30 protein-coding genes are annotated in these 24,894 nt (G+C 53.2%); 13 read left to right on the forward strand and 17 right to left on the reverse strand.

The annotated features are described in order from the left end of the window. Positions 1-156 precede the first annotated feature (156 nt). The gene (locus AADB16_RS15565) at positions 157-1,968 is read left to right on the forward strand and encodes a choice-of-anchor D domain-containing protein (RefSeq protein ID WP_410804626.1); all 1,812 of its coding nucleotides are present in this window, start codon (positions 157-159) and stop codon (positions 1,966-1,968) included. A gap of 91 nt (positions 1,969-2,059) precedes the next feature. Beyond that, positions 2,060-2,884: a DUF6160 family protein gene (locus tag AADB16_RS15570; protein WP_298450064.1), complete on the forward strand. Its 825-nt coding sequence runs from the start codon at positions 2,060-2,062 to the stop codon at positions 2,882-2,884. Positions 2,885-2,900: 16 nt separating this feature from the next. Here the strand turns inward: AADB16_RS15570 and AADB16_RS15575 are convergent, their stop codons facing one another. Continuing rightward, entirely contained in the window at positions 2,901-3,653 is a 753-nt protein-coding gene (locus AADB16_RS15575; protein WP_309045905.1) for a substrate-binding periplasmic protein, read from the reverse strand. 137 nt (positions 3,654-3,790) lie between these two features. On the opposite strand from AADB16_RS15575, the gene rluF reads away from it, so the two are divergent. Beyond that, a complete protein-coding gene (rluF, locus tag AADB16_RS15580; RefSeq protein ID WP_410804628.1) occupies positions 3,791-4,738 on the forward strand; it encodes a 23S rRNA pseudouridine(2604) synthase RluF in 948 nt (315 codons plus the stop codon). A gap of 26 nt (positions 4,739-4,764) precedes the next feature. Here the strand turns inward: rluF and AADB16_RS15585 are convergent, their stop codons facing one another. Further along, positions 4,765-5,082, reverse strand: coding sequence for a DUF2007 domain-containing protein (locus AADB16_RS15585; RefSeq protein ID WP_309045903.1), 318 nt, complete (start codon positions 5,080-5,082; stop codon positions 4,765-4,767). 115 nt (positions 5,083-5,197) lie between these two features. Between AADB16_RS15585 and AADB16_RS15590 the strand changes: the two genes are divergently transcribed. Next, positions 5,198-6,274, forward strand: coding sequence for an alpha/beta hydrolase (locus AADB16_RS15590; protein WP_309045902.1), 1,077 nt, complete (start codon positions 5,198-5,200; stop codon positions 6,272-6,274). Here AADB16_RS15590 and arfB read toward each other — a convergent pair. Continuing rightward, entirely contained in the window at positions 6,265-6,678 is a 414-nt protein-coding gene (gene arfB, locus AADB16_RS15595) for an alternative ribosome rescue aminoacyl-tRNA hydrolase ArfB (RefSeq protein WP_309045901.1), read from the reverse strand. The two genes, AADB16_RS15590 and arfB, sit on opposite strands and share 10 nt — an antisense overlap. 93 nt (positions 6,679-6,771) lie before the next feature. Between arfB and AADB16_RS15600 the strand changes: the two genes are divergently transcribed. Then, positions 6,772-7,272, forward strand: a complete 501-nt coding sequence (locus AADB16_RS15600) for a C40 family peptidase (protein ID WP_309045900.1) — start codon at positions 6,772-6,774, stop codon at positions 7,270-7,272. Between the two features lie 9 nt (positions 7,273-7,281). On the opposite strand, the gene AADB16_RS15605 is transcribed toward AADB16_RS15600, so the two are convergent. Then, positions 7,282-7,896: a LysE/ArgO family amino acid transporter gene (locus AADB16_RS15605; protein ID WP_410804631.1), complete on the reverse strand. Its 615-nt coding sequence runs from the start codon at positions 7,894-7,896 to the stop codon at positions 7,282-7,284. A gap of 92 nt (positions 7,897-7,988) precedes the next feature. Between AADB16_RS15605 and AADB16_RS15610 the strand changes: the two genes are divergently transcribed. Next, entirely contained in the window at positions 7,989-8,855 is an 867-nt protein-coding gene (locus AADB16_RS15610; protein ID WP_410804633.1) for a LysR family transcriptional regulator ArgP, read from the forward strand. Here AADB16_RS15610 and AADB16_RS15615 read toward each other — a convergent pair. Together AADB16_RS15615 and AADB16_RS15620 are read right to left on the reverse strand one after the other, a co-directional pair. Then, positions 8,852-9,448 (reverse strand): CPBP family intramembrane glutamic endopeptidase, encoded by a 597-nt coding sequence (locus AADB16_RS15615; protein ID WP_410804635.1) that lies wholly within the window; start codon positions 9,446-9,448, stop codon positions 8,852-8,854. The two genes, AADB16_RS15610 and AADB16_RS15615, sit on opposite strands and share 4 nt — an antisense overlap. A 6-nt stretch (positions 9,449-9,454) precedes the next feature. Further along, positions 9,455-10,309, reverse strand: coding sequence for a crotonase/enoyl-CoA hydratase family protein (locus AADB16_RS15620; RefSeq protein ID WP_309045896.1), 855 nt, complete (start codon positions 10,307-10,309; stop codon positions 9,455-9,457). Between the two features lie 294 nt (positions 10,310-10,603). Here AADB16_RS15620 and AADB16_RS15625 point away from each other — a divergent pair, with 294 nt between their 5' ends. Beyond that, the gene (locus AADB16_RS15625) at positions 10,604-10,810 is read left to right on the forward strand and encodes a cold-shock protein (protein ID WP_071266268.1); all 207 of its coding nucleotides are present in this window, start codon (positions 10,604-10,606) and stop codon (positions 10,808-10,810) included. Positions 10,811-10,897: 87 nt separating this feature from the next. On the opposite strand, the gene AADB16_RS15630 is transcribed toward AADB16_RS15625, so the two are convergent. Further along, positions 10,898-11,968, reverse strand: coding sequence for a GGDEF domain-containing protein (locus AADB16_RS15630; RefSeq protein ID WP_309045895.1), 1,071 nt, complete (start codon positions 11,966-11,968; stop codon positions 10,898-10,900). Between the two features lie 273 nt (positions 11,969-12,241). Here AADB16_RS15630 and AADB16_RS15635 point away from each other — a divergent pair, with 273 nt between their 5' ends. After that, complete coding sequence (locus AADB16_RS15635) at positions 12,242-12,418, forward strand: CCGSCS motif protein (RefSeq protein ID WP_410804638.1); 177 nt, start codon at positions 12,242-12,244, stop codon at positions 12,416-12,418. A gap of 89 nt (positions 12,419-12,507) precedes the next feature. On the opposite strand, the gene AADB16_RS15640 is transcribed toward AADB16_RS15635, so the two are convergent. Then, positions 12,508-12,930, reverse strand: a complete 423-nt coding sequence (locus AADB16_RS15640; RefSeq protein ID WP_410804640.1) for a copper chaperone PCu(A)C — start codon at positions 12,928-12,930, stop codon at positions 12,508-12,510. Positions 12,931-12,946: 16 nt separating this feature from the next. Here AADB16_RS15640 and AADB16_RS15645 point away from each other — a divergent pair, with 16 nt between their 5' ends. Further along, positions 12,947-13,153 (forward strand): hypothetical protein, encoded by a 207-nt coding sequence (locus AADB16_RS15645; RefSeq protein ID WP_410804642.1) that lies wholly within the window; start codon positions 12,947-12,949, stop codon positions 13,151-13,153. Positions 13,154-13,170: 17 nt separating this feature from the next. Here the strand turns inward: AADB16_RS15645 and AADB16_RS15650 are convergent, their stop codons facing one another. Further along, positions 13,171-13,509 (reverse strand): zinc ribbon domain-containing protein YjdM, encoded by a 339-nt coding sequence (locus tag AADB16_RS15650; RefSeq protein ID WP_309045892.1) that lies wholly within the window; start codon positions 13,507-13,509, stop codon positions 13,171-13,173. A gap of 159 nt (positions 13,510-13,668) precedes the next feature. Here AADB16_RS15650 and AADB16_RS15655 point away from each other — a divergent pair, with 159 nt between their 5' ends. Then, positions 13,669-14,130 carry a YaiI/YqxD family protein gene (locus AADB16_RS15655; protein WP_309045891.1) on the forward strand — a complete coding sequence of 154 codons (462 nt, stop codon included), beginning with the start codon at positions 13,669-13,671 and terminating at the stop codon, positions 14,128-14,130. A 188-nt stretch (positions 14,131-14,318) separates the two neighbouring features. Beyond that, positions 14,319-15,443 (forward strand): PQQ-dependent sugar dehydrogenase, encoded by a 1,125-nt coding sequence (locus AADB16_RS15660; protein WP_309045890.1) that lies wholly within the window; start codon positions 14,319-14,321, stop codon positions 15,441-15,443. On the opposite strand, the gene AADB16_RS15665 is transcribed toward AADB16_RS15660, so the two are convergent. Then, entirely contained in the window at positions 15,437-15,850 is a 414-nt protein-coding gene (locus tag AADB16_RS15665; RefSeq protein ID WP_309045925.1) for a GFA family protein, read from the reverse strand. The genes AADB16_RS15660 and AADB16_RS15665 overlap by 7 nt on opposite strands. Positions 15,851-15,965: 115 nt before the next feature. Further along, positions 15,966-16,739: a glutathione S-transferase N-terminal domain-containing protein gene (locus tag AADB16_RS15670; protein ID WP_309045889.1), complete on the reverse strand. Its 774-nt coding sequence runs from the start codon at positions 16,737-16,739 to the stop codon at positions 15,966-15,968. Between the two features lie 293 nt (positions 16,740-17,032). Between AADB16_RS15670 and dacB the strand changes: the two genes are divergently transcribed. Further along, on the forward strand, positions 17,033-18,601 hold the full coding sequence (gene dacB / locus AADB16_RS15675) for a D-alanyl-D-alanine carboxypeptidase/D-alanyl-D-alanine-endopeptidase (protein WP_410804645.1): 1,569 nt from the start codon (positions 17,033-17,035) through the stop codon (positions 18,599-18,601). A gap of 33 nt (positions 18,602-18,634) precedes the next feature. Here the strand turns inward: dacB and AADB16_RS15680 are convergent, their stop codons facing one another. Next, positions 18,635-18,892: a DUF2798 domain-containing protein gene (locus AADB16_RS15680; protein WP_410804647.1), complete on the reverse strand. Its 258-nt coding sequence runs from the start codon at positions 18,890-18,892 to the stop codon at positions 18,635-18,637. A gap of 143 nt (positions 18,893-19,035) precedes the next feature. On the opposite strand from AADB16_RS15680, the gene AADB16_RS15685 reads away from it, so the two are divergent. Continuing rightward, positions 19,036-19,944 carry a DUF6279 family lipoprotein gene (locus AADB16_RS15685; protein WP_410804649.1) on the forward strand — a complete coding sequence of 303 codons (909 nt, stop codon included), beginning with the start codon at positions 19,036-19,038 and terminating at the stop codon, positions 19,942-19,944. On the opposite strand, the gene AADB16_RS15690 is transcribed toward AADB16_RS15685, so the two are convergent. The 5 genes from AADB16_RS15690 to AADB16_RS15710 form a co-directional block, all read right to left on the reverse strand. Then, positions 19,945-20,715 (reverse strand): SDR family oxidoreductase, encoded by a 771-nt coding sequence (locus AADB16_RS15690; RefSeq protein WP_309045884.1) that lies wholly within the window; start codon positions 20,713-20,715, stop codon positions 19,945-19,947. Positions 20,716-20,732: 17 nt separating this feature from the next. Next, positions 20,733-21,422: a histidine phosphatase family protein gene (locus tag AADB16_RS15695; protein WP_410804651.1), complete on the reverse strand. Its 690-nt coding sequence runs from the start codon at positions 21,420-21,422 to the stop codon at positions 20,733-20,735. Continuing rightward, complete coding sequence (locus AADB16_RS15700; protein WP_410804653.1) at positions 21,422-22,486, reverse strand: phosphotransferase family protein; 1,065 nt, start codon at positions 22,484-22,486, stop codon at positions 21,422-21,424. The genes AADB16_RS15695 and AADB16_RS15700 overlap by 1 nt, the downstream gene beginning before the upstream one ends. Positions 22,487-22,516: 30 nt before the next feature. Beyond that, on the reverse strand, positions 22,517-23,338 hold the full coding sequence (locus AADB16_RS15705; RefSeq protein ID WP_410804655.1) for an SDR family oxidoreductase: 822 nt from the start codon (positions 23,336-23,338) through the stop codon (positions 22,517-22,519). A 184-nt stretch (positions 23,339-23,522) separates the two neighbouring features. Continuing rightward, positions 23,523-24,734 (reverse strand): acyl-CoA dehydrogenase family protein, encoded by a 1,212-nt coding sequence (locus AADB16_RS15710; protein WP_410804657.1) that lies wholly within the window; start codon positions 24,732-24,734, stop codon positions 23,523-23,525. Between the last annotated feature and the right edge of the window lie 160 nt (positions 24,735-24,894).

Below are 24,894 nucleotides of genomic sequence, written 5' to 3' on the forward strand. Positions count from 1 at the left end.
CAATGACCCACAACCACCTTCAAAGGCCTAATACTCGGGCACACTTGCGTTTAAACGCGTGGCAATAGGGTCTTTTGCATGTCCGATCGAGCAGTCCTTAGTCGGTGCAGTCTGCGCGCCCTCCTATAACAACGATGCTTTACAGAGGACGAACTCATGAAACTCAGGAACTCCACCCCCCGTGGTCGTGTAATTGCGCCCGCCCTGGCAGCGGCGGCATTAATGTCCGGCGCCGGGAGCGCTATCGCAGCCCCGGTTTCCACCAACCTCCAATTCAGCTGCCCATTCCCATTGATCGGCGAGCAGCCCATCAGTGCTGAAATCAGCGCCGATATTCCAACAAGCGCCGTCGTTGGCACTCCTTTACCCGCGTTTTCGGTAACAGCGATGACACTGGTAAACGAGGACTCCCGTACTGGTCTTAAACTGGTCGGCTCAGAAACTGTGGAAGGCACAGCAGTAAACACCAACCAGATTATTACTGCGGGTCGTACGGTCGAGCAAACCGTTACTCTGACAATTCCCCCAAGCCCCATCCCATCAACATCTGGCCCGTTCACGGTTCCTGCAAATGGCCAAGCCCCGGAATTCACCTTTACCGAGCAGGATATCGGCAATGCAGAAATACGCGTTGGCGGCCTGACATTGAATCTGGTGGCTCGCACAGCCAATGGTGACATTGCACCTGCACCGATTGGCGAAATCACGACCAACTGTACCCTGCTCGCGGGTCAGGATAACTTGCTGCAAAACGTTACCGTAGAAGGTGACGTTGTCGAAACGCCACGTATAGCAGTAAACCGCACCGACGTGGCCTTTGGTAATGTGCAGGCTGGTCTTACCAAAGATGAAACCGTTACTCTGAGCAACACTGGCAATGCTGCGCTGGGCATCAACAGCATCTCGATTGCTGGCACAAACGCCAGTGCATTCATGCAAAGCAACAGCTGCAACACCATCGCAGCCGGCGCAAGCTGTGACGTAAACCTTACCTACATTCCAGATGGCGAAGGCCCACAGAGTGCAACTCTGACCATCAACTCAACCGACGCAGACAACAGTTCTGTAGACGTTGCGCTGACTGGCCGCAGCGTTCTGGCACCAGTGCCTGAAATTGCTGTAACACCCGGGTCTGTGGACCTTGGCCGGATTCAGCTAGGCCAGAGCAAATCTGCTCAGGTCACCATTTCCAACAACGGCACTGACACTCTGCTTATCAACAGCATCAACGTTGTGGGCCCAGACGCTAGCGAGTTCCTGCAGACCAACAACTGCACCACCGTTGCTCCTTCACAGACCTGTGCTATCGATGTTGGCTTCACAGCCGCTTCAGCCGGTGTGCGCAATGCACAGTTGGTGATTTCTTCTAACGACGCTGAGAACGCAGAAGTTTCCGTATCCCTGAGCGCAGAAGGCTTTGAAGCACCTACAAATGAAATTGAGCTGTTGCTGGGCCTTTCAGGCTCCACCTACATCAAGTCCTCGGACAGCAGCCTGCCTCTGACCGGCAGCATCGCAACGCTTCTGGAACTGGCAAGCGGCACTTTCGAAGCCGATCTGAACGTTGACCCTACCGTTGGTCATTTCTCAATCAAAGTTCTGTTCAGCCGTCTGAAAGCAACAGCAAATGTTGAGTTCCAGCAGTCTGAAATGACCACTGGCAGCCTGGTAAATGGCAAGTTGACCGCCAACTCTCACCTGTTCATCAAAGTACCAAAGGTTCAACTCAAGCTGTTCGGCCTGCCCATCAAAGTTGGCGGCGGCGATCAGTGCCAGTCAATCCAGCCTGTGGACATTACTTTGACCTCCAAAGATGGCTCTAACTTCTCGCCTGCAACCGGCGGCGACGTGAGCGGCGTGTACGACCTGCCACCACTGGAAAACTGTGGTCTTCTGACAAGCGTTCTTAACCAGTTCCTGACTGGTTCCGGCAACACCATCGACCTGACGTTGACTCCGGAACTGTAAGGAAAAGAGGGCTAATTAAATATAGCCCCAACAGGTCAGCCGGTATAAAAGCCGGCTGACCTACATAACAAAAGCAAAAAAAGGAATCGTTATGAAAAGCCTGAAGAAATCAGTACTGGTGCTGGCAATTTCAAGTCTGTCGTTCGCGGCACACGCGGAGTTAAAGCCACTTGAAGACACCCACATGGGTAATATCACCGGCCAGGCCGGTGTCACTATTGAGCTGGAAACCCAAGTCAATATTGGAGAATTCCGCTACACGGATGAAGGTTCACTGTCCGTAAAAGACATTTTCATTGGCGGTGCCAATCGCACCGACATGTTTGCCGAATTTACAGATCCCGGAATCCGGAATCTGCTATTTGGCCAGTCGAGCACGTTGATCGATAACATCAAGGTGGAAATTGATATTGCAGATGATGGTGATGCGCTGATAAACGTATTCCCATTGGTTGCAGCACCAATCGATTTTTCTGTGACGACTGGCGAATGGTCACTACAGGGACACACCGACTCCACCCTGTTGGCCAATAATTTCGCCATGGATGGCATCCTGACGGAGCTGAAAATTCGCATCGACACAGCAACCGACAAGATGAATGTGCAAACCATGTTTGCCATAGATGACCTGGATGTCGATATCCCGTTCCTTGCTCTTGGCATTCGTGACATGCGCGTGACTGGCGCCGACTTCGATCCAAACAACCCACTGATCACGCGCCTTGGCGCGAAAGTGGATTTGGATATCTACAACGGTACACGGGCCAACGGCAGTTCAGCTCTGGCAATTGATCTGAACACCTTTGAGGCTGACATTACCATCGGGCAAGTGCTCGTAGGCGGCACCTCGATTGGCTCTGTTGCTTTGGATAACCTCGCAATCCAGAACACAAGCATGCGGATTTACGGGCACTAAAAAAATGGCCTCCGGTTTACCGGAGGCCATCAACCACATACGCCTCAGTATCCTTGTAGCGCTTCAAAGCGTGAGAAAATGCCTCCAAAAACTCACCAGAAATGTCCGAACTGAAAGCCAGGTAAACTGGGCCCCCACTGACAGATTTCCCGGAAGCCTTGATCTGATTTTCAATACCCAGCTGCTCGCCCTGTTTCCAGACAACATTGCGGTTTGCCAACATCGCATCAATCCGCCCTAGCAGCAGCATCTTCAATCCAGATTCTATAGTTGGCATACTCACTTGCTCGAAATGGGTGGCAGCCCTGACCTCAGGCGAGTACGTATAGCCGGGGGAAACGCCAACGTTCATTCCTGTCAGGGAATCCAGGCCGTCATATTCGAAGCTTTTGTCCTTCAGCGTGTAGACCGCGGTTTCACTAACCAGAAGTGCCTCCTCCGGGAACTGATAAACTTTCTCTCGCTCGTCGGTTATGCCCATGCCAATAATACCGTCACGCGCACTCTCTGCCACCAGGCGCTGAGCCCTCTTCCAAGGAACAAAATCCAGTTTTATCTGATATCCCATGCTTGCAAGCACGTCTCTTGATATTTCCCATAGCACACCACTAGGCCCTTGCGGTGTATCGTTAATCAGGCCCGGCCACTCCTCCGTTACCAGGTGAAGCGTCTGCGCGGAAGCTGGCAGGGCAAGCAGCAGAGCCAGACCAGCGAAGACTTTGCAAAAACACACCCGCCACACTGGGAAAAAATAATAGGTATTATTCATTGATATCTGCGCCCTCAGGGCTGAGAAATACACTGGAAAATAATGACAGACTGAGCAATAAAGCACCAACCGATGGGCTGCGAGAGAATCAGCTGCCTGCTATGATGCCCGCTCTCAGCTTCACAACCGGACAATAAATGGCCAGCAATCATTCCACCCGCCTTAACAAATACATCAGCGAAAGCGGCATGTGTTCCCGCCGGGAAGCGGATCGTTACATTGAGCAGGGCAATGTCTACATCAATGGCAAGCGTGCCAGCGTGGGCGATCAGGTATTACCCGGCGATACGGTCAGAGTTAACGGCCAGGTGATTGAGCCGCGGGCAGAAGAAGATCTGGTGTTTATTGCTCTCAACAAACCCGTGGGTATTGTCAGCACGACCGATGACGCTGAAAGGTACAACATACAGCGTTTTGTTGGTCACAGTACGCGTATTTTCCCAATCGGCCGTCTCGACAAAGACTCGCAAGGCCTGATCTTCATGACCAGCAACGGCGATCTGGTCAACAAAATCCTTCGTGCCGGGAACAATCACGAAAAAGAGTATGTGGTAACGGTCGACAAGCCCATCACCAAGTCTTTTATCCAAGGCATGGCAGGGGGCGTGCCCATCCTCGGCACCATGACCAAAAAATGCAAAGTAGTACAAGAGAGCCGCTTTGTATTTCGCATAATATTGGTGCAAGGGCTGAATCGACAGATTCGTAGAATGAGCGAGCACTTCGGATTTGAGGTCACCCGGCTTGAGCGCGTCCGTATTATGAACGTCAATCTGAAAGGGTTGGCGGTAGGCCAATGGCGGGATCTTACGGAGAAAGAACTGGCGGGTCTGTTTGATGCCATACGTGATTCATCATCAGATGGCGCGCCAGATAAGCCTGCCACCGCCAGGAAAAAGGCGACTGGTAAACCCAAGGGCTCTTCGCGCCCGCCCGCACCTGGGCCAAAAACCGGCCAGCGGGATGGTAATAAAGGCAGAAAAAAAACTGGGCCATCAAACACAAGGCCCCCAGCAGGAAAAAAACCTGTGTCGTCAAAGCGTTCCAAAGCCGGAAAACCACGGCAGCGCAGTGTTAAGCGATGACCGGTAAGCACTAAATGGCAGGTGCATCAACGAACGTTTAACCAAATCAGTGCCAAGACTGCCATTGTCAGCAAAAACCAGCGGGCATAAGAGTCTGGCTTACCGTCATCGGTTTCCGTGGCTGGAACGGCCTGCCCATTTGCCTCATATTCTGCAATCACCTGCCGGGCCGGGTAGAGATCCTCATCGCCCACATGAACATTGCTAAAGCCCGCAGCACCAATCTCGCCCATTGCACCCTGCAGATAAAGGCCACCCACATGGGTTTCAATGCCGCGGGCGTTCAGTAGTCCGGCAACGATATGCGCTTCTGTGATGTCCTTGGCCCGATAGGCTATTTGCATCGCCCTTCTCCTTCTGTGACATTTGAAGGCATCAATCGCAAAAATCTGCGATGCTTTGATACAAAGCATAGTGTGCCCGGAGCATCCGGGCCAACTCTCAGGATACGGGCCACTCATGTTCTGGATTATCGCCACTGTCGTTCTGTTTATCGTTGCAATGACCCTCCTTCTTTTTCGCATAGAGGACCTCTCCCACCTGGATAAGGAAACCTATTCAGTAAAGACAACAAGCCCCAGTGCAGAGAACCAGAATGTGCTCGAGCGGCTAAAGGAGATGCGCAAAGCTGGGTACGGGCTTCGCGGTAAAGCAAGACTCATGGCACTGCGCAAACACATGGACGGGTTAAGTGATGGCCTCCAACTCCTGTCCGAATTCCGGCGGTGCGACAGCCCCCGCGGTGAGTGGGTGATCGCGCCGGGTGCTGATACCCGGAGGCGCATTCTCTACATTCACGGTGGCGCCTGGGCAGCTGGCAGCCCCCGCAGCCACAGAGCCATTACGGATCGGCTGTCCAACATAGCCAATGCAGCCGTCTTTGCCGTGGACTATCGACTGATGCCGGAGCACCGATTTATGGATGGTGTGCGCGATTGTCGTGAAGCCTACACCTGGCTGGTTGATAACGGCCCGGAGGGTGCCAGAGAGGCATCGTTCATTCTGGTGGCGGGAGATTCCGCGGGTGGCAGCCATACACTTGGCCTGTTGGCCTGGATTCGTGACAGTGGCCTGCGCCAAGCGAACGCTGCGGTGGCCTTTTCACCGTCCACAGACCTCACACTTTCAGCGCCGAGCAACCGCAACAATATCTCTACGGACCCTATGCTTGGGCCTGTTTTCGGCGGTCTGTCGAAGATTCCAAAGCCGGTTATCTGGTGGGCAACACTGGCGGCTTTCCGAATTTCGCCTACCAGTCCTGTTGCATCGCCACTGCTGGGAAACCTTGCAGATTTGCCCCCGACACTGATCCAGGCCAGTACTTCAGAGATGCTGCTGGATAATGCTCGGCGATACGCCGCCAAGGCCAAAGCCGCAGGCTCACAAGTGAAGTTGCACACCTGGTCGGACATGGTTCACGTATGGCAGATTTTTACACCCATGCTACCGGAAGCTGAAGAGGCGTTTCTTGACGTGCAAGCTTTTATCAAACAGATCGAAGCCCCAGAACGTGCATCAGAGACAACTCACATCTGAACCTTGCCGCGCAGCGCCTTGGTTCTGCCTTTTTGCGTCTTCTTATCCACCCGTTTACGCCGGGCGGATTTTGAAGGCCGGGTAGCACGGCGCACTTTCTGTACCTTGACCGCTTCGAGTATCAGTTCTTTCAAGCGCTCAAGCGCATCGTCCTTATTCTGCTCCAGTGTACGAAACGATTGGGCCTTGATGACAACTACACCTTCCTTGCTGATGCGCTGGTCCTGCAGCGCCATAAGGCGCTCCTTATAAAACGACGGCAGCGCAGAGTTTGGCACATCAAAGCGAAGGTGTACGGCAGAAGCCACTTTATTCACATTCTGGCCACCTGGGCCTTGAGAGCGAATCTGGGTAATCTCGATTTCCCATTCCGCAATTTCAACAGCATTCGATATTTTCAACATTTCGCTAGGATACCAAATCGCGCAAACCGTAACCTGACATAGCCGGGTTAAGGTAATACAGTGACCAAACAGAATCTTTGCTCAGGACTTCCAATGGCCTACTTTGCCAAACATGCCATGGTGGTGGCTTTCGTGTCGTTTATATTGGGCGGGTGTGCCAGCAACCAACAACTGCCATCTACCGCCCCACACTCACAATATCATCCGGAAGAAGCTGCGCCCGGCTCGGTGAAAGCCGATAAACTATGGCAGGTATTCGAACGCTATCAAGGTGCGCCCTATCACTACGGCGGAACCACAGGTAGAGGGTTTGACTGCTCAGGTTTTATAACCACTGCCTATCATGAAAGCCTAGGCCAGCAATTGCCACGCTCCACCTCACTCATGCTGCGCCATGGCAAGGCGGTTTCCACTGAGGACATTGAACCGGGTGACATTGTCTTTTTCCGGATAGCCGGCAAGGACCAACACGCCGGCATTTACATGGGAGACAATCGCTTCATACATGCCTCAACATCGTCTGGGGTCATCATGTCAGATCTGGATGGCTATTATTGGCGCGACCGCCTTTCCCAGGCCCGCCGTTTCGATTAAACGGGGCACTTAGCCCTGCAAACTGCCATTCGCAGCAAGATGAATAGCAATAGTCGCCATCATCACACCAATGGCACCATCAATGATTCGCCAAGCCATTGGACGTGACAGTATCGGTGCCATGGCGGATCCGCTCCAGGCCAACAGCCCAAACCACATAACTGAAGCGCTGCTGGCCCCCGCTACAAAGGTCGTTGCATTCTCCTGCTGAGCACCTACCGCTGGAATCAACAAAAGCGTATCCAGATACACTTGGGGGTTCAGCAAGGTCACCGCCAGCGTCGTAAACAAAACGCCTTTCAAGCTATTTCGCTTTGCCTCTCCAACTTCCAGCGCTCCCCTTCCCTTGCCCGCTCTCACAAATGCCTGAACGGCAAGCCAGCCAAGGAAAGCCACCCCAAGCCAGCGCAAAATCTCCAGGGCTTCCGGCATTGCCATCAAAGCAGCACTTACGCCGAACATACCCAGGGCAAAGAGCGTTATATCTGAAACCATACACAAGCCCGCTGCCAACCAGTGGTGCTCCCGCCGTATTGCCTGGCTCAGCACATAAGCATTTTGTGCTCCGATAGCGATGATAAGGCCGCCGCAAACAATTAACCCCGTAAGGTAGCTTTCAAACACAGTTACGAACTCCGCAGTTTCAGATGCCGCAAGAATACTCACATAACGCTATACTTAAAATTCATACTCGTAATAGTGCATAAGCTGACCTTATGATTGATTACAAATTACTTGAAGCGCTTGCCACGGTTATCGAGACAGGCGGATTTGAGCGCGCCGGGGCTACGCTGGGGCTAAGCCAATCCGCTGTTTCCCAGCGGATCCGCACCCTTGAAATTCGCATTGGCCAACCGGTTCTGTTGCGCAGCCCGGTTCTGAGGGCCACACCTGCCGGGCAACAGTTACTCAACCATGTTCAACAGGTTCAGCTTCTTGAAAGGGACCTGGCAAAGTCGCTTCCCACTCTTTCAGAGCCAACCGCGCGGCTGCGCATCGCCTTGAATGCAGATAGCCTGGCAACCTGGTGGGCCGACGCAATAGGCCAGTTCTGCACCAGAGAAGACCTGTTGCTGGATATGGTCGTGGAAGATCAGGATATCGCTCTGCGCAGGATGCGGGAAGGGGATGTCGCCGCCTGCCTGTGCAGCAATCCTCAGCCCGCCGCCGGAGCCCGCTGCGTTCCCCTGGGCACCATGATCTATCTGCCTTTGGCCACACCCGCCTATAGGGCGCAACACTTCAACCAGGGTTTCAACGAACAAAGCCTGCAATCTGCACCCGCGATCATATTCGGGCCCAACGATCAATTACAGCACCGTTTTTTGGCCCAGAGCGGCTATCACGGCGCTTTTCCCTATCATCTCTGCCCTTCCTCCGAAGGTTTTGTAAGGCTGGCGCTGGCTGGCATGGGGTACGGTATGATTCCGGAGATTCAGGCCCGGCGGGAAATTGAGGCCGGGCAGCTGGTGAGCATTGCTCCCGGGCTATCTCTTGAGGTGAAACTTTACTGGCATTTCTGGCGCCACAGCGGTCGTGTCATGGACCGGCTAACCGCAGCATTGCAAGCGGCATCTGCCTAGCCTTTCCGATTCACACTTACACCAAACCACCCAGGAAACCGGAGCAGGAAGAACAGCGCCAGCATGTCGTAAACTCCGTGCCAGACCATCACCAGAAGCAGGCTATCGGTCACTGAGTAAGCTACACCCAGCACCAATCCCAGGCAGGTAGCCACTATAAAGTAGGTGAAAGAGGCATAATGCACCAAGCCAAACAATACAGAGGCCAGCAGTACGCCAGTTGCAGTATTGGTGTGTTCCACAAGCCAACCCTGTACCGCTCCCCGGAACAGCAACTCCTCCCCCACACCGGCAAAAACCGAGAGCAGAAAAAGAACAAACCAGGAATAGCCTGAGGCAAACCGGTGCAGCCCGCGCATTTGCTGGCCCAGGTTGTCCGGAAACAGGCCTGGAATCTGTGTAAGAAACAACAACGCTCCGTACGTGCATAAGGCACCCAGAACACCGAACAACACGCTTTGCAGAATGCCGGCGCCGAATAACTGCACCGGAATTTCTGCAACCAGGATTACCAGCAATCCCACTACCCCTATGCCACCCTGGAACGCCAGGGCAGCATAGGAGGACAGGCTTGCCCTGTGCCGTTTCGTCACCGCCAGTTACTTTTCAAAGAGGCTCTTCACGGGGAACAGGTCATCATACTGTGGTGCCTGCTTCTGGGCTTTCGCCTGGAAGGTTTTCATCATGTCGGTGGGGCGGAACATGCCGGCTTGCCAGGTTGCCATGTATTTCAGGCTGTCAGCCACTGTGTGATCACGGCTGTAGTTCAACATTTCCTTGCACCCCGTAACCGCCAGCGGTGAGTTGGCGGCAATCTGCGCGGCAATATCCATAACTCCGGCAAGCAACGATTCCTGGTCAGGATAAAGCGCATTCACAAAGCCCAGCCCTTTGGCCTCCTGCGCAGTGAACTTGCGGCCGGTATAGGCCAATTCACGCACAACGCCTTCCGGCATCAGCTTGGGCAAACGCTGCAGAGTGCCTACATCGGCAGTCATGCCCAGTTCGGTTTCCTTGATCGTGAAATACGCATCTTCGGTGCAGTAACGACTATCCGCCGCACACACCAAATCCAGTGCGCCACCTATACAACCTCCATGAATGGCGGCAAGCACTGGCAAGCGAACATTCTCGAGAGAGGTCAGAGTGTCCTGAAGCTGCATCACAACCCGGCGCAGATTCTCCGCCATTCTGCCGGGATCGCCACTCATCGGCACGGCTTTGGAATCTGTAAAAACGCCAAGGTCCATTCCGGCTGAAAAGTGCTTGCCCGTGGATGACACTACAATGACTCGGGCATCGGTGTTTGCTTCGATGTCCTGCATGCACTTGGGCAGTTCAAGCCAAAAGGCCTTGTTCATGGAGTTCAGTGCTTCCGGGCGTTTGAATTGCACATGAGCAATATTGTTCTCAACACTGACAGCAAAACTTTCGTAGGTGGATAGCTCAGACAAAGCAGAAACTCCTTTGTTAATTGATTATTAATTCAAATTGCTGACGCAAACATACCTCATGTTGCTGAAGATGTCGGGTTTATGCGTACAAGAAAGTCCTTTGCTTTTCATCGGCCAGCAGGTACAGTGGCCCTCGTTGGAAAGATTTAGCAAAGCACTTCATCAATATGACGCATTCCAGTAGTTGTACGTCCTGTTTTTGATCACGCCCGTTGTTTGTTTCCGCATACCGCTGACCAGCCATCAACACGATGATCTGGCGGCACATTAAATGATTGAAATCAGGATTATATTATGTCTACTGTTACCGGTACTGTTAAGTTTTTCAACGAAGCAAAAGGTTTTGGCTTTATCACTCGTGAAGGCGGCCCCGACGTATTTGTTCACTACAGCGCTATTCAGGGCGGCGGTTTTAAGACTCTGGCTGAAGGCCAGCAAGTTGACTTCACCGTGACTCAGGGCCAGAAAGGTCCTCAGGCTGAGAACGTTGTTGCTGTTTAATTAACAGTCAGCGTTTAAAAAAGGCGGCTTCGGCTGCCTTTTTTGTTGCCTGAAATTCCTCTGCCTCCACCTCGCTATCCCGCTTTATCACGACAACTCTTCCTCATGCTCTACACGGTTGCGTCCGCCAGCCTTACCGCGATATAACCCTCGATCCGCACGACTGATAGCAGATGCCAGATCGTCGTTTTCACAGACCTCGCTCACACCAACACTGACTGTTACATCAATCGACTCACCTGTAGCCTGTTTCCAGTCATGACTGCGAAGTGCAACCCTGATCCTGTCGGCGCTTGCCAGTGCACTTTCAATTTTGGTATCCGGAAGAATGACCAGAAACTCCTCGCCTCCCCAGCGTGCTGCAATGTCCTGGGACCTCAGCTGTGCCGGAATGACCTGCCCGATCTCAGCCAGAATTGTGTCACCTGTTTCATGGCCGTACCGGTCGTTGAATAACTTGAAGTGATCCACGTCGAGCAACATAAACGCAACAGGGTGCCCCACCCTGCGGAAACGGGCAATTTCATTTTCAGCCAGATCACTTCCGTGGCGACGATTAAACAGCCCGGTCAGCGAATCTACCGTAGCGAGCTTCTGGAGTTTGCGCTGCGCCGACACCACCATCTTCATATAAAAGAATGACAGGTAAGCAAGCATCGCCAACACAACACTAAGATTGAACAGGTGAACGCCGAGCAGGGCGCCCGATGGTATTGGCTGGAGAGGCTCCATGAACCACATAAGAATATCGAGCCCTACGTAGTAGGCCCAGATTACGACTATCAAAGAAATAATGGTGCCCAAGCGCACCGAACTGATACATACAGCCGGAATGAACATCAGCAGGTAGTAGTGAAAGCCACTTTCCCATCCGATCATCAGGGATCCTAACGCCGAGTGGACAATGACTTCTAGCCAGATGAGCGCAATCGCAAGGCGATTCTGCCTGCGTTTGATTGCATAGTACGCAGCCGTATACACAGCCACACTGGCAACGTTTATCCACGCCAGAACCGGCGATCCGAGGAAAAGAAACAGGAAGAAAAAAGAAATATCAATCGTCGCCGCAAGCTGACACACCCGGCGGACAACTTTCCAGAACTTCATGCCTCGCTCGCGCCGCGATGCGGACTTCACAGCATCACTGTGGTCAGACATAAGCTGCAAAATCCCTAACTATTGAATGATCAGTTCGGCCTCAGTTTTCCCCGTGAAACCTCTGGCAAACACTCTTAACGCTTTGAGCTTGGACTTACTCTTATTAACACATGACTTTAGCACACAAATGAATCCGCACTCACTTTTTGGATAGCGGCGTGTGCTGTCCATATCAGCAGACAGATTACGTAAAACATGCATTGACACTCCCGCAAACTCGTCATAACATCCATTTAAAATGAATCTTAAAGTGCACCAAACAGGAAATATCAAATGACACAGCTATTCGAAGAAGTGACCAGCCCGAACAACGGCGCTAACACGAACGCAAATCAACTCAAAGACGGTGCTGTTGCGCAAACTGCTAACGCAGTCGAAAGCACAGAAAAAAATACTGAAAAGAAAGGCAAGCACGGGGACCCGGGCGTTTGCTGTGGTGGCTGCTCGTAAGCTAGCAGCAAATAGCGTAATCACCGGTGACGTTTCTGATGCATGCGCGGCTTGCCCGAAACGCCACCGGGTTTCTCCCTAAACCTGGTTCAATGCTCCATTCCGTGTCCTGAATGGTCCATTTCCGTATCTTTCGTGTCAGCGTCCAGCGACTGCACGCTTAGCTCGACCTCAATCACTTCTGCGCCTTCAAACTGCAGCGTAAGAGGAATGCTCTCTCCCTCTTTCAGCGGCGCCGTCAGCTTTTCCAGCATCAGATGATAGCTGAGAGGCTTGAGTTCAACATGCTTCCCAGCCGGTATGGTCAGCCCGCTCTCAAGCGATTGCATGCGCATCACACCGTCTTTCATAAGGGTTTCATGAATTGACACATGATTCGCTCGAGGCGTATTAGCGCTCACCAATTTGATATCGTTGTCGCCATGGTTGCTGATGACCAAATAGCCCACACCCATAGAGGTGCCCGGCGGCGTTGGTCGACTCCATGGGTGCCCTATTTCAATATCTCCCACAGAATACTCGTGAGCCATGACAGCATTGACAAAGACCGATGCGATCAATGCGCTACTGACATACAACAATGTAATTAGTTTTCTCATGATGTCTCGCGTCGCTACTGTTGAACTGAAAGTGACTAATGTCAGGAGTGAAGGTAATAACGTTCACAGTGTTGCTTTCCGCTCAGCCAAGCGCAAGAAATACGGTGCGGCGAATGGTCGCAGCGAGCGAGACTGAGCCCGAGACTTTGGGCATCAAGCTTTCTTGACGAACTCGGATTTCAGCTTCATGGCGCCAATGCCATCAATCTTGCAATCGATATCGTGATCGCCCTCAACAAGGCGAATACTCTTCACCTTGGTACCCACTTTTACGACTGAGCTGGAACCCTTAACCTTCAGATCCTTGATGACGGTCACCGCATCACCATCCTGAAGTTCATTACCGTGAGCATCACGTACAACCTTACCCTCTGCAGCAGCGGCCGACTCGGCCTCGGTCCACTCGTGGGCACACTCAGGGCAAACGAACTGAATACCATCTTCATAGGTGAATTCAGAAGCACATTTGGGACAAGGGGGAAGTTGAGACATTGGAGTTTCCTGTTGGTTGAATTTACAGGGATTATACCACCTGGAATATTTCTATTCTGGCGGTGTGGTTTGGCACCCTCTTCCACGCCTGATGCTACAACAGGTAAACTCCCCTGCATCATTCAACCGCTATAAAAATCCGCTTATAAGGAATACGCCATGGCAATCTGGGTCGACGCCGACGCCTGCCCCGTGCCCATCCGGGAAATTCTCTGCCGCGCAGCCACCCGCTGGCAAGTGCAGACAACGTTTATTGCCAACCACGTGATCAAGCTGCCGCCCAGCCCATATATCAAAGCGAGGCAGGTAATGCAGGGTTTCGATGTGGCGGATAACGAGATTATGGATCAGCTCAGTGCAGGTGATCTGGTGATCACCCAGGACATACCGTTAGCAGCTGAAGCCATTGAGAAAGGGGCAGATGTGTTTAATCCAAGGGGCCAGGCTTTCACAAAGGAAAACATCCGCCAGCGCCTGGCTATGCGGAACTTCATGGAAGAGATGCGTAATGCCGGGCAGGTTACCGGGGGCGCAGCACCATTCAGTCAGACCGACCGAAAAGAGTTCGCAGACAAACTGGACAGCTGGTTACAGCGCAACCGCAAGGCCGATAACAACTAGCGCAGCAAACAGGCCAGCACCGGCCGCAATTTTTAGCCCTTCCATCATTTCCTGCTCTGCCGTCATGGCTGTATATCCCTGTGCTTATGGTGTAAACAGATCCTGTGAGGATTATTTGTGCTGCATGTACAAGCACAAAAACATATTAATGATATTGATTATCATTTGCAACTCTCGGAGGGCAACTCATGCGCCTTATACAACCCCTGATACCGATGGGCGGCTTGCTACTGCTTTTCCTCCCCTTCGCCGTGGCAGCCCAGTCATTTGCAAGTAATGACGCTCAATTCAGCCTGAAAACCGTTGCTGATGGCCTCGAACACCCGTGGAGCCTGGCCTTTCTCCCCGATGGATCCATGCTCGTTACGGAAAGAGCGGGCCGCCTGAGGCTCATCGAGAACGGAACGCTAAGGCCCCAAGCCATTCCTGGGCTTCCATCACTTGTAGTGTCCGGCCAGGGCGGACTACTCGATGTCGTTCTGCACCCGGAGTTTGTCGACAATAAAACACTCTTCCTCAGCTATGCGCATCGCTCCAGCCAGGGAATGACGACTCGCGTAGCCCGCGGGATTTTTGAAGGAGAGCGTCTGAAAGATGTCACAACCATCTTCGAAGCGCTCCCTCGCTCCAATACGTCCCGTCACTTTGGTGGGCGCATGGTATTCGATGCATCCGGCCACCTTTACGTATCCGTTGGTGACCGCGGCGAGATGGATCGGGCCCAAGATACCCGGGACGACGCCGGCGGCGTCCATCGCATTTCGGTGAATGGCGAACCGGCTCCCGGCAACCCAGGGCTTGATGACCCAAACATTAATAACACCTTTTTCACCTGGGGAAACCGCAATATCCAGGGCATGACCCTGCATCCTGAAACCGGAGAACTCTGGACTCACGAGCATGGCCCGCGTGGGGGCGATGAGATAAACATCCTGAAAGCCGGCACCAATTACGGATGGCCTGAAATCACTTACGGTATTGGCTACTCCGGACTTCCAATAACCTTTAATACCGAAAAAGAGGGCATGGCTCAGCCCTTGCACTATTGGGACCCATCCATCGCCCCCTCAGGCATGGCGTTTTACACCGGCACCGACTTCCCTCAGTGGCAAGGCAGCCTGTTCGTAGGGGCGCTCAAGCTACGCAAACTGGTTCGGCTGGAAATCGAAAATGGACAGGTAGTCGAGGAGGAAGATTTGCTCACCAGCCTGAACGAACGTATTCGTGACGTTCGTTCAGGGCCAGATGGCAGCCTTTGGTTGCTGACGGATTCGTCCCAAGGGAAAGTCTACCGGGTTGTGCCCGCTCAGTGAGGATCGCCGGTACGTTCGGTTTTTTCATACTGAGGCAGATCATCAGTAATTTCAAACCAGCCCGACTTTGAGCCAGTGTAGACATGCTGCACCCGCCCCTTTTCTATGGGTTCGTTGATAGTGCCCACACGCAGGCGAAGAATGCCGGGAATCGCATCTACGCGGCTGTATAATTGGCCGCCACAGCGGCTGCAAAAAGCCCGGTATTTTCCGGGACGCGACTCATATTCCGTAAGTTGAGGCTCTCCGGACAAAAACCGGAAACGCACCTTTTGCACCGGCGAACTGGCCGAAAATGCACTGCCATGGGCCCGCCTGCATTGACTGCAATGGCACAGGGACAGCGGCCCCAAAGGGCCGTCGTATTCAAACGTAACATCGCCGCACAGGCACTGGCCGGTATACATAGGCATCCTGACAATCGTTTAATGAGCGCATTAATGGCTTGCTATGATACCTGCCTTGCTGCCCATGAAACAGAGTTGCCGCCCAGGGTGGCCAACTGGAATAGCCATCTATCTTTTATCGCTGTCCATACTGCGCATTCAGGTAGTCCAGTATGCGAGCAGATTCAAACAGCCCTTCGCCGGTATTCGGATCTTCAAGGTAAGGCACCTGTACCCGGCCGTGAGCCTTGAAAAACGCATCTCTTTTGCCACCCGGAATTGGCGTATAGGGCCCAGGCTTGATTCGCTGTGCAGCCGGACCAATTTCAGTCCAGTGCTCCTTGCCCAGATTGTGCAGAGTGTAGGGAATTTCCAGCTCACACAATTTCTCTCGCACCAGGCGGGAGAATGGACTGCCTTCAAAGCTCCATAAATGCAGCGGTTGCTCCGGCTGTTTTCCGGCGTTGGCTCGCAGGCCTCTCATGGCGCTTGCAACGGAAGCCATGGAACCAAGAACCGGCTGCCAGACCCGTTCACGGTAGTATCCGGGTACCGAACGACCAGCATATTGGCGAAACAGGTACTCGATGATGGCTTCCGACTCGTACATTACGGTATCGGTGTTCTGGTCAACCAACAGGGGGAACTGCTGTTTTCCACCGATCGCTTCTGCATGCTTGCGGAATACGCGGCCACCCTTGGGGCAAGGCCGAATGTCCGCATCAAGGTTGAGGGCTGTCAATGCTTCGCGAACGCGCCGACAGTATGGACACCCCTCCATATCGTAAAGCACCAGAGCTTGCTCCGGCTGGGGTACGGCCTTTACCACGAGACACCCACGCCAGGCTGTGAACGATGAGGTAGCCACAGACCCCAGTACCTTTGCATGGTGAGCCAGCACATTAGCCATAGATCCATCCTTTTGTTGAAAACACCGTCATTATCACCAAACATGCCACTATTACATTGGCCAACACTACCACCAGATACTGACCGCAACGCAACTTACACCCCGTGACAAACCCCAATACAAACCCCAATACAAACCCCAATACAAACCCCAATACAAACAACCAGTCTACTGGCATTTATTAACGTCATGTAGAGGTTTTCTGCATAGTACATTTACCAAAGATGGGCTATTGTTTAATCAGCGAACCTCTCCGCACATTTTATCGCGTGGCCATTAGGATGATTTCAGGTATGCCGCATACAAACAACGCAGGAATAGTCACTCGTCGGCCAAAGCGTCCTGCCTTGGTTCTGGCCGCGGCGCTTACCTTGACTTCAGCTTTGGCAAACCCGCCATCAGCACTGGCTGCTGACAGTGACGACACCAGCTACAGCGACAACCGCCTCTGGGCCAGCCAGATGAGGGATTTCGCCATGAAGTCCCTCAACAGTGACGATGCTTTGAGCATGGCCGCAGTTCCGTTGAATGGCCCCGGACTTGATCAAAACATCAACGCCGACATTCCCATGAGCCCTGGCTCCATCATGAAGGTCGTCACAACTTACGCAGCTTTAGAAATCCTTGGTCCCACGCATCACTGGGATACCGATTTTCTGACTGATGGGCAAATGGTTGGCGATACTCTTAAAGGCAATCTTTATGTGCGCTTCGGTGGCGATCCGAAACTCACCTTCGAACGACTTTGGACAACCCTGCGGGAACTCCGTGACATGGGGATCAACCACATTGATGGCGATCTGGTGCTGGATGGCAGCTATTTCAAAATTGATGGTGGCTTCCCTACCTTTACAGACAATGGTGACAACCCACACGCGCCGTTTCTGGTTGAGCCGTCTGCCTACCTGACCAATCTAAACCTCATACACTTCCAGATTCGAGCTGATGAGCGCGGCACCCAAGCCTGGAGCACGCCCGCTCTTGGTGAGGTTGTTATCGACAACAGGGTAACCGCGGTAGCCGAAGGGCCCTGCCCATCACGCCGCAGCTTTGACTGGGAACCGGTAGCGCAGGCAGGCGGCAAGGTAACTGTGCGGGTAACAGGCGAACTGCCACAGGGTTGCCGCACAACAACCTACCTGTCGCTCCTGCCCCACGAGCAATACAGCGCTTCGATGATCCGCACCCTTCTTTCAGAGATGGGCATCATAGTGTCTGGTGGAAACCAGACCGGGCTAACCCCCGAAACTGCGCGACTGGTGATGAAAACCACATCGCCAGATCTCGTCACTATGGTGCGGGATATCAATAAGTGGAGCAGTAACGTAATGGCGCGGCAACTGCTATTGACCATTGGCGCTCAGAATCGTCTGGATAACGAAAAAGACGACCGGGTTGCCGGTATCCGCGTTATTTATGACTGGCTGGAGCGCAAAGGTGTCGATACCGCTGGTATGGTTATCGACAACGGTGCGGGTCTGACTCGCCATGGCAAAATCACTGCCCGGCAAGGCACGAAAATTCTGCAACACGCTTGGAACAGTCCCTACGCTTCAGACCTCATGGCCTCCATGCCCATCATCGCCATGGATGGAACCATGGCTCGTCGCTTACGCAATACAGGTATGGATGGCGAGGGACGTATTAAAACCGGCTACCTGGAAAACGTTCGTTCAATTGCGGGCTTTACACGGGATGAGAACAATACAACCTGGGCGGTTGTGGGCATGGTGAACAGTGACCCTGCCTGGAATGGCCAGGCGGTTCTTGACCGGATTCTCTATTCCCTGCATTTTCGCCCCCCTACGGGCACAGCCCTCTCACGAGCCAGTTCAGGAAACTCAAGTTCGTCCATACAGTAGCGCTATAGGCCTCGGGCAACCGGGGCAATTCCCTCACGCGCTCTTGTTATCCTTAAGGCGCGATCCCAGAGTCAGCTCTGTGAGTTTCACCGCAATGGGTGCAATAAAGGTTACCAACGGAAAGGCAACCGCCCATGCCACCAAAAAGGCCGGGATCCAGCGATACATAAAAGCGCTATCCATCCCTGTGTTGATGAAGGTGATTACGCCAGACATCAATAGTGACATCATTCCAGACATATAAAATCCGAACACTAGCTGTCGCAAACGGGCGGGTTTAATTCGGCTCATGAAATCTCCTAGTGTGGGCACAGGCCTTCTGATAGTCACATCTGAAAACCCCGGAATGTCGTAGACTGTGTATACGAAAGCAAGCCATAGTAGTGAGCTTGCGATCATTTTTCGATAGGCTTTTTTACCGAGCAAGGCGCCTAATGGATCAGTATGGGTATTTATCCAAAGTACACAGCATACGATCGGCAGCACTCCTGCTTGTTATCATGCTGTTTATTTCAGGATGCAGCTCAACCCGGCTTGCATACCGTTACGCCGATTGGGGCATTGTATGGTGGGTTGAGGATTTCATTTCGCTCTCTCAGACTCAGGAGCAGCAGCTAGATGACGATATTGAGAGTTTGAAACGATGGCACTGTAGCTCCGAGTTGCCGCGTTACAGAGCTTGGCTGAGCAGTATCGAGAGCGACCTTGCGTCAGGTAAACCAACCCCTGAGGCAGTCAGCCGCCTTCAAAACCAGATTGCAGGCTTCTTCCCGCCTTTGATGCAAAAAATCACACCCGTTGCCATTAACCTGCTCTCCAGTTTAAGTGATGAGCAGGTCCGCGAATTGGCGGGCAACATGGAAGAAAATCATCGAGAACTGGAAGGGGAATTTCTGGAGGGTGATGCCGAAACAATTGCACAAGCGCGAGCGGAGCGCACAGAAGAGCGAGCCGAGCGTTGGCTGGGCAGCCTGAACGCCACTCAGAAGAGCCTCATAAAAGACTGGTCGGAAAGCCGGAAAGGACAGACAGAAATCTGGTTGGCGGGCCGTCGCAATTGGCAAAAAGCCCTGCTGAATGCCCTTGAGAATCGCAATGATCCTGGTTTTGACGCAACAGTCACCGAACTGATCAGCAACCCGGAAGCAGGTCGCGGCGATGCCTATGCACAGAGGATCGACGAAAGCATGGCGGCCATGCGCTCATTGATTCAGCAACTGTTACAGGCAACCGACGCTTCACATCTCGACCATCTGGCACGCCAGGTATCGGAATTGCGCGGCGACTTCAAAGCCCTTACCTGTGTCTCTGGCTCTGAGGTCGCATCGCACATTTACAAATGATCAGACCGTTAAGTAACCACCATCCACATTAATGCAGGCACCCGTCGTATAGCTGGATGCACCTGAGGCCAGGTACAACACAGTGCCGGCCATCTCATCCGGGTCGGCAATGCGCTTCACAGGAATGTGCGCCATCGCCTGCTTTTTAATCGCTTCATTGGTGGTCAGTGCACTGGCAAATTTTGTATCTGTGAGCCCTGGCAAGAGCGCATTGACGCGAACATTCTGCTGCCCCAACTCGGTCGCGAAGGATTTGGTCATGGAGATTACCGCCGCTTTGGTAATCGAATAGATGCCTTGGTAATGGCCAGGGTTCACACCATTAATCGACGCCACGTTAACAATCGAGCCACCGCCGTGCTTCTTCATCAATTGCGCACCACGGGCACACATGAAGAAGTAACCGCGGATGTTTACATCGACGGTTTTCTGGAAGGCACCCAGATCTGTATCCTCAACCGGGCCGAAGTACGGGTTGGCTGCGGCGTTGTTTACCAGAATATCCAGCTTGCCGTGCTCTTTTTCGATGTGGGCCCAGATCGCTTCTATCTGATCCATCTCGCCAATATGGCAAGCATAGGCTTCAGCGCTACCGCCCGCTTCGCGAATGCTGCTGGCGACGGCTTCACAGCCGTCAATCTTGCGACTGGTCACAATCACGTGAGCGCCGTAATCCGCCAGCGTGCGGGCAATGCTCTCGCCAATGCCACGGCTGGCACCAGTAATCAGGGCAATCTTTCCAGTCAGATCAAACAGGTCTTTCTTGCTCATTCGTTCACCTCAATTCGTTATCGGAAGGTCACCAGGGCGGGATCTTCCGCTTCCAGATGACTGTAATTATTGAAAACAGACAGGCTGCGACGACCCGTGGAGTAGAGCACACGGGTAACGCTGGTGTTAGCGATGACTTCGTTCAGCCCTAATGTCCGTTCATCGCTCAGGCTCAAAAGGTGCTGGCACATAACGGCGATAGGGCCGCCGGATGTGGACACCAGAACATCACCGCCGCCTGCGTACTCGATCATTTCATCAAAGGCCGAGAGAACCCGGGTTTTGAACTCCGTCCAGGTCTCATCGTATTCTGCATCGTGTATACCAGATGCCCAGCGGCGTACTGCTTCTACAAATGCCTTCTGAAAGGCTGCTGCCGGTTTCGGGAAAGCTGCCAGATCCCTCGCCATCACCTGCCGATCACGCCATTGGGGCCGGTATGCGTTTACGATGAACTCGTGATCAAACTCGTTAAAGCCCAGAGCAACCTGCATATCCGGCAGCTCTGCACCATACCCGGTTGCAATGGCTTCTACGGTTTCCCGGTGGCGCTGCAAGTCGCCGCCAAAAATCGCAGCCGGTTCAATTTTATCGGCCATCCACCGGCCAAGCACCTTGCCCTGCTCCCAACCCTTTTTGGAAAGCTGGTCGTAATTTTCTTTACCAAAACTGGCCTGGCCATGGCGCACAAGGTACACCGTAGCCATTACAAAGAGCTCTCCGCGATCAAACGTTTACACCGTTTTTCAAGGCTATTGGCTGCGTGGCCGAATATGGCAAAGCGTTTGTCACTGGTCTGGCCATGATAGAAACGGTAATAGATCTGTTGCACGATCACCGCCAAACGGAACAGCCCGTAAATCTCGTAAAAGTCGAAGTTATCTGCGTGAAAACCGGACTTCTCCATGTAGTACTCAACCACTTCCTTACGAGTAAGCATTCCGGGGCGATGCGTAGGTTGGCGACGAAGCATCTTGAAGGATTCATCGTCATCCGCCTCTATCCAGTATGCGAGCGTATTGCCCAGATCCATCAGCGGGTCACCAATGGTGGCCATTTCCCAATCCAGCACCCCGATCACTTCAAAGGGGTTTTCGGGGTTTAACACAACGTTGTCGAAGCGGTAGTCGTTGTGAATCACAACCTGGGCCACATCGTTTGGCATTTTTTCGTTGAGCCAGGCCATCACCTCCTCAAAATCGCCAACGTCGTCCGTGCGAGCTTTGCGGAAACGATCGCTCCAGCCGCCTATCTGGCGCTGAACATAGCCTTCGCCTTTGCCCAGGGAATCCAGGCCAGCGGCCTTGGCGTCAACCCGGTGCAAGTCCACCATCTTGTCGATGACGCTCAGGCACAGCTTGCGGGTATCGGCTTCGTCCATTTCAAGGTCTTTAGGGAAGTCCTGGCGCAGAATGATGCCTTTCAGGCGTTCCATCACGTAGAAATCGCAACCCAGCACATCGTGGTCGTCGCAAATGGCAATGATGTTGGGCACATAAGGGTACACAGGCTTCAGCGCCTGCATCACTCTGGCTTCACGCAGCATGTCGTGGGCGGATTTCGCAATTTTGCCGAAGGGTGGGCGGCGCAAAACAAATGAACGGTCGCCGTAGTCCACCTGATACGTCAGGTTGGAAGCACCACCCGGGTATTGGCGGATCGCCGGCTCGCCGGTCAGGTCCGGGATGGCACCTTTCATGAAGCGGTCTACTGCGGATAGATCCAGCTCTTCGCCTTCGCGGATATCTGCTGCCTGGTCAATCTGGGTCATTCATCACTCTCCTTTTTTCCCGTGCGCTAATCAGGCTTTGGCCTTGTTGCCCATCTTCTTCATCCAGCGCTTGCTCTCTTCGTACATCAGTTTGTCGAACACCGCTGGAGCGTAACGCTTAAGTATCCACAAGCGGCGCTCTTTCACGTGGGGAAGCACCCAGAAATCTTTTTTCTTCACTGAACGCACTATGTCGTCGGCAACCTGATCTGCCGTAATGGTCGAGCGCTTCATCAGCTTGTTCACGTTCTGCTGAATGCCGGGAATGTCCGAGCGCATGCTTTGCGTGAGGTTGGTCTGGAAAAATGCCGGGCACACGCAGCTCACGTGGATGCCATCACCCCGTAGTTCCTGGCGCAGGGTTTCGGACAGCGCAATGACGCCTGCTTTAGACACATTGTAGCTGTCCATGAGGGGCGCGAGCATAAGGCCTGCCATGGAGGCTATGTTTACGAAGGTGCCGGAGCCTTGCTTCTTGAACTGGGGCGCGAATGCCTTACAGCCCCGCACGACACCCAGCACGTTGATATCTATGATCCATTCCCAGTCGGCCATGGTGGTGTCTTCAATGGAGCCGGCGGAGGCCACGCCAGCGTTGTTCACCACTACGTCTACTCCGCCCCACTTTTCGGTGAGATCGGCGCAGATTTTTTCGAGATCTGTCAGGCGCCGAACGTCGCACTCAACAAAGTAGCCTTCGCCGCCGGCATTGTTAATTTCCTGCTCAACACCTACGCCCTGTTCGGGATTGATGTCACCGATGCAGACTTTGGCGCCTTCTCTGGCATAACGCAGTGCAATGGCTCGGCCAAGGCCGCTTGCGCCGCCTGTTACGAATACTCTTTGTGTCATGGGGTTGTCCGTTGTTTGTTGTTTAAAAAAACGTCAATTATAGAGTACGACGGAGCCAGCGGGGTGGGAGCTTCTGAAACACGCCGTGAATACGTCCATGTAGGCTTGGCTCCGCCATCCATGGCTCCGCACAGTTTCCGAAGCTCCCACCCCGCCGGCTCCTCTCATCATTGGCGCTAAACCATCAATTTTTATATTTGCGTAATTCGAGGCGTGCAACTGTGGCGCGATGAACTTCATCGGGGCCATCAGCCAAGCGTAGTACACGAGCATAGGCAAACAACTGGGTAAGTGGGAAGTCGTCATCACTCACACCCGCACCACCGTGAATCTGAATGGCCTGATCCACAATGGTTTGCAGCATATTGGGAATCAGCGCCTTGATCATGGCGACTTCCTGAATGGCGCCGGCAATACCTTTGGTATCCAGGGCCCAAGCGCATTTCAGGGTCAGCAAACGTGCCTGTTCAATCGACATACGGGCGTTGGCAATGATGTCCGGGTTGCCACCGAGCTTGGCCAGTGGGCGCCCAAAGGCTTCGCGGCTCAATGAACGCTTCACCAACAACTCCAGCGTGCGCTCTGCGGCGCCGATAGCGCGCATGCAGTGGTGTACTCGGCCTGGCCCGAGGCGGCCCTGGGCGATTTCGAAACCGCGGCCAGGGCCTGCAATAAAGGCGCTTTTGGGCAGGCGCACGTTTTCGAACAGCACTTGGCCGTGGCCGTAGGGCTCGTCGTATTCACCGAATACTGGGAGCATGCGCTCAACGGTTACACCCGGTGCATCCATAGGTACAAGAACCATGGAGTGACGGCGGTGCTTGTGGGCGTCTGGGTCTGACAAGCCCATGAAAATAGCAACCTTGCAGTCCGGGTGGCCAACACCTGTGCTCCACCACTTGCGACCGTTCAGTACAACCTCATCGCCTTCCACTACGGCTGTTGCTTCCATAGTAGTGGCATCGGAGGAAGCAACAGCTGGCTCGGTCATGCAGAACGCGGAGCGGATTTCGCCGCTAAGCAAGCGTGGCAGCCATTCCGCTTTTTGCTCCTCGGAGCCGTAGTGAATGAGCACTTCCATGTTGCCGGTGTCGGGCGCGTTGCAGTTGAAAATTTCGGGGGCAATAAAGCTGCGACCCGTTTCTTCAGCAATCAGGGCGTAATCAGAGTTAAGCAGGCCACAACCATGCTTCTCATCCGGGAAAAACATATTCCATAGGCCCTGTGCCTTTGCCTTTTCTTTCAATTCTTTGATGATTGGCAGTACAACCCAGCGATTTTCCAGAGACGCCAGCTCCTTCTGGTACTGGGCTTCAATCGGGAAAATTTCTTCCGCCATAAACGCTTTTACACGCTCGAGATAATCCTGACCCTTCTCGGAGATACTGAAATCCATTGCCGAACCCTCTCAGAAATTGAACAACATCTATTAGATAGACTAGCAAACGGTGCGATGAATATAAGCACTATGAAACCAGTCTAGGGTTGCTCAAACTATTACGCGACTGAATTATTCTTATCGTTTACTATCAACAAAACTAATCCGCATAGAGATT

It is taken from the genome of Marinobacter sp. KMM 10035, from assembly GCF_046537445.1.
Classification (GTDB): domain Bacteria; phylum Pseudomonadota; class Gammaproteobacteria; order Pseudomonadales; family Oleiphilaceae; genus Marinobacter; species Marinobacter sediminicola.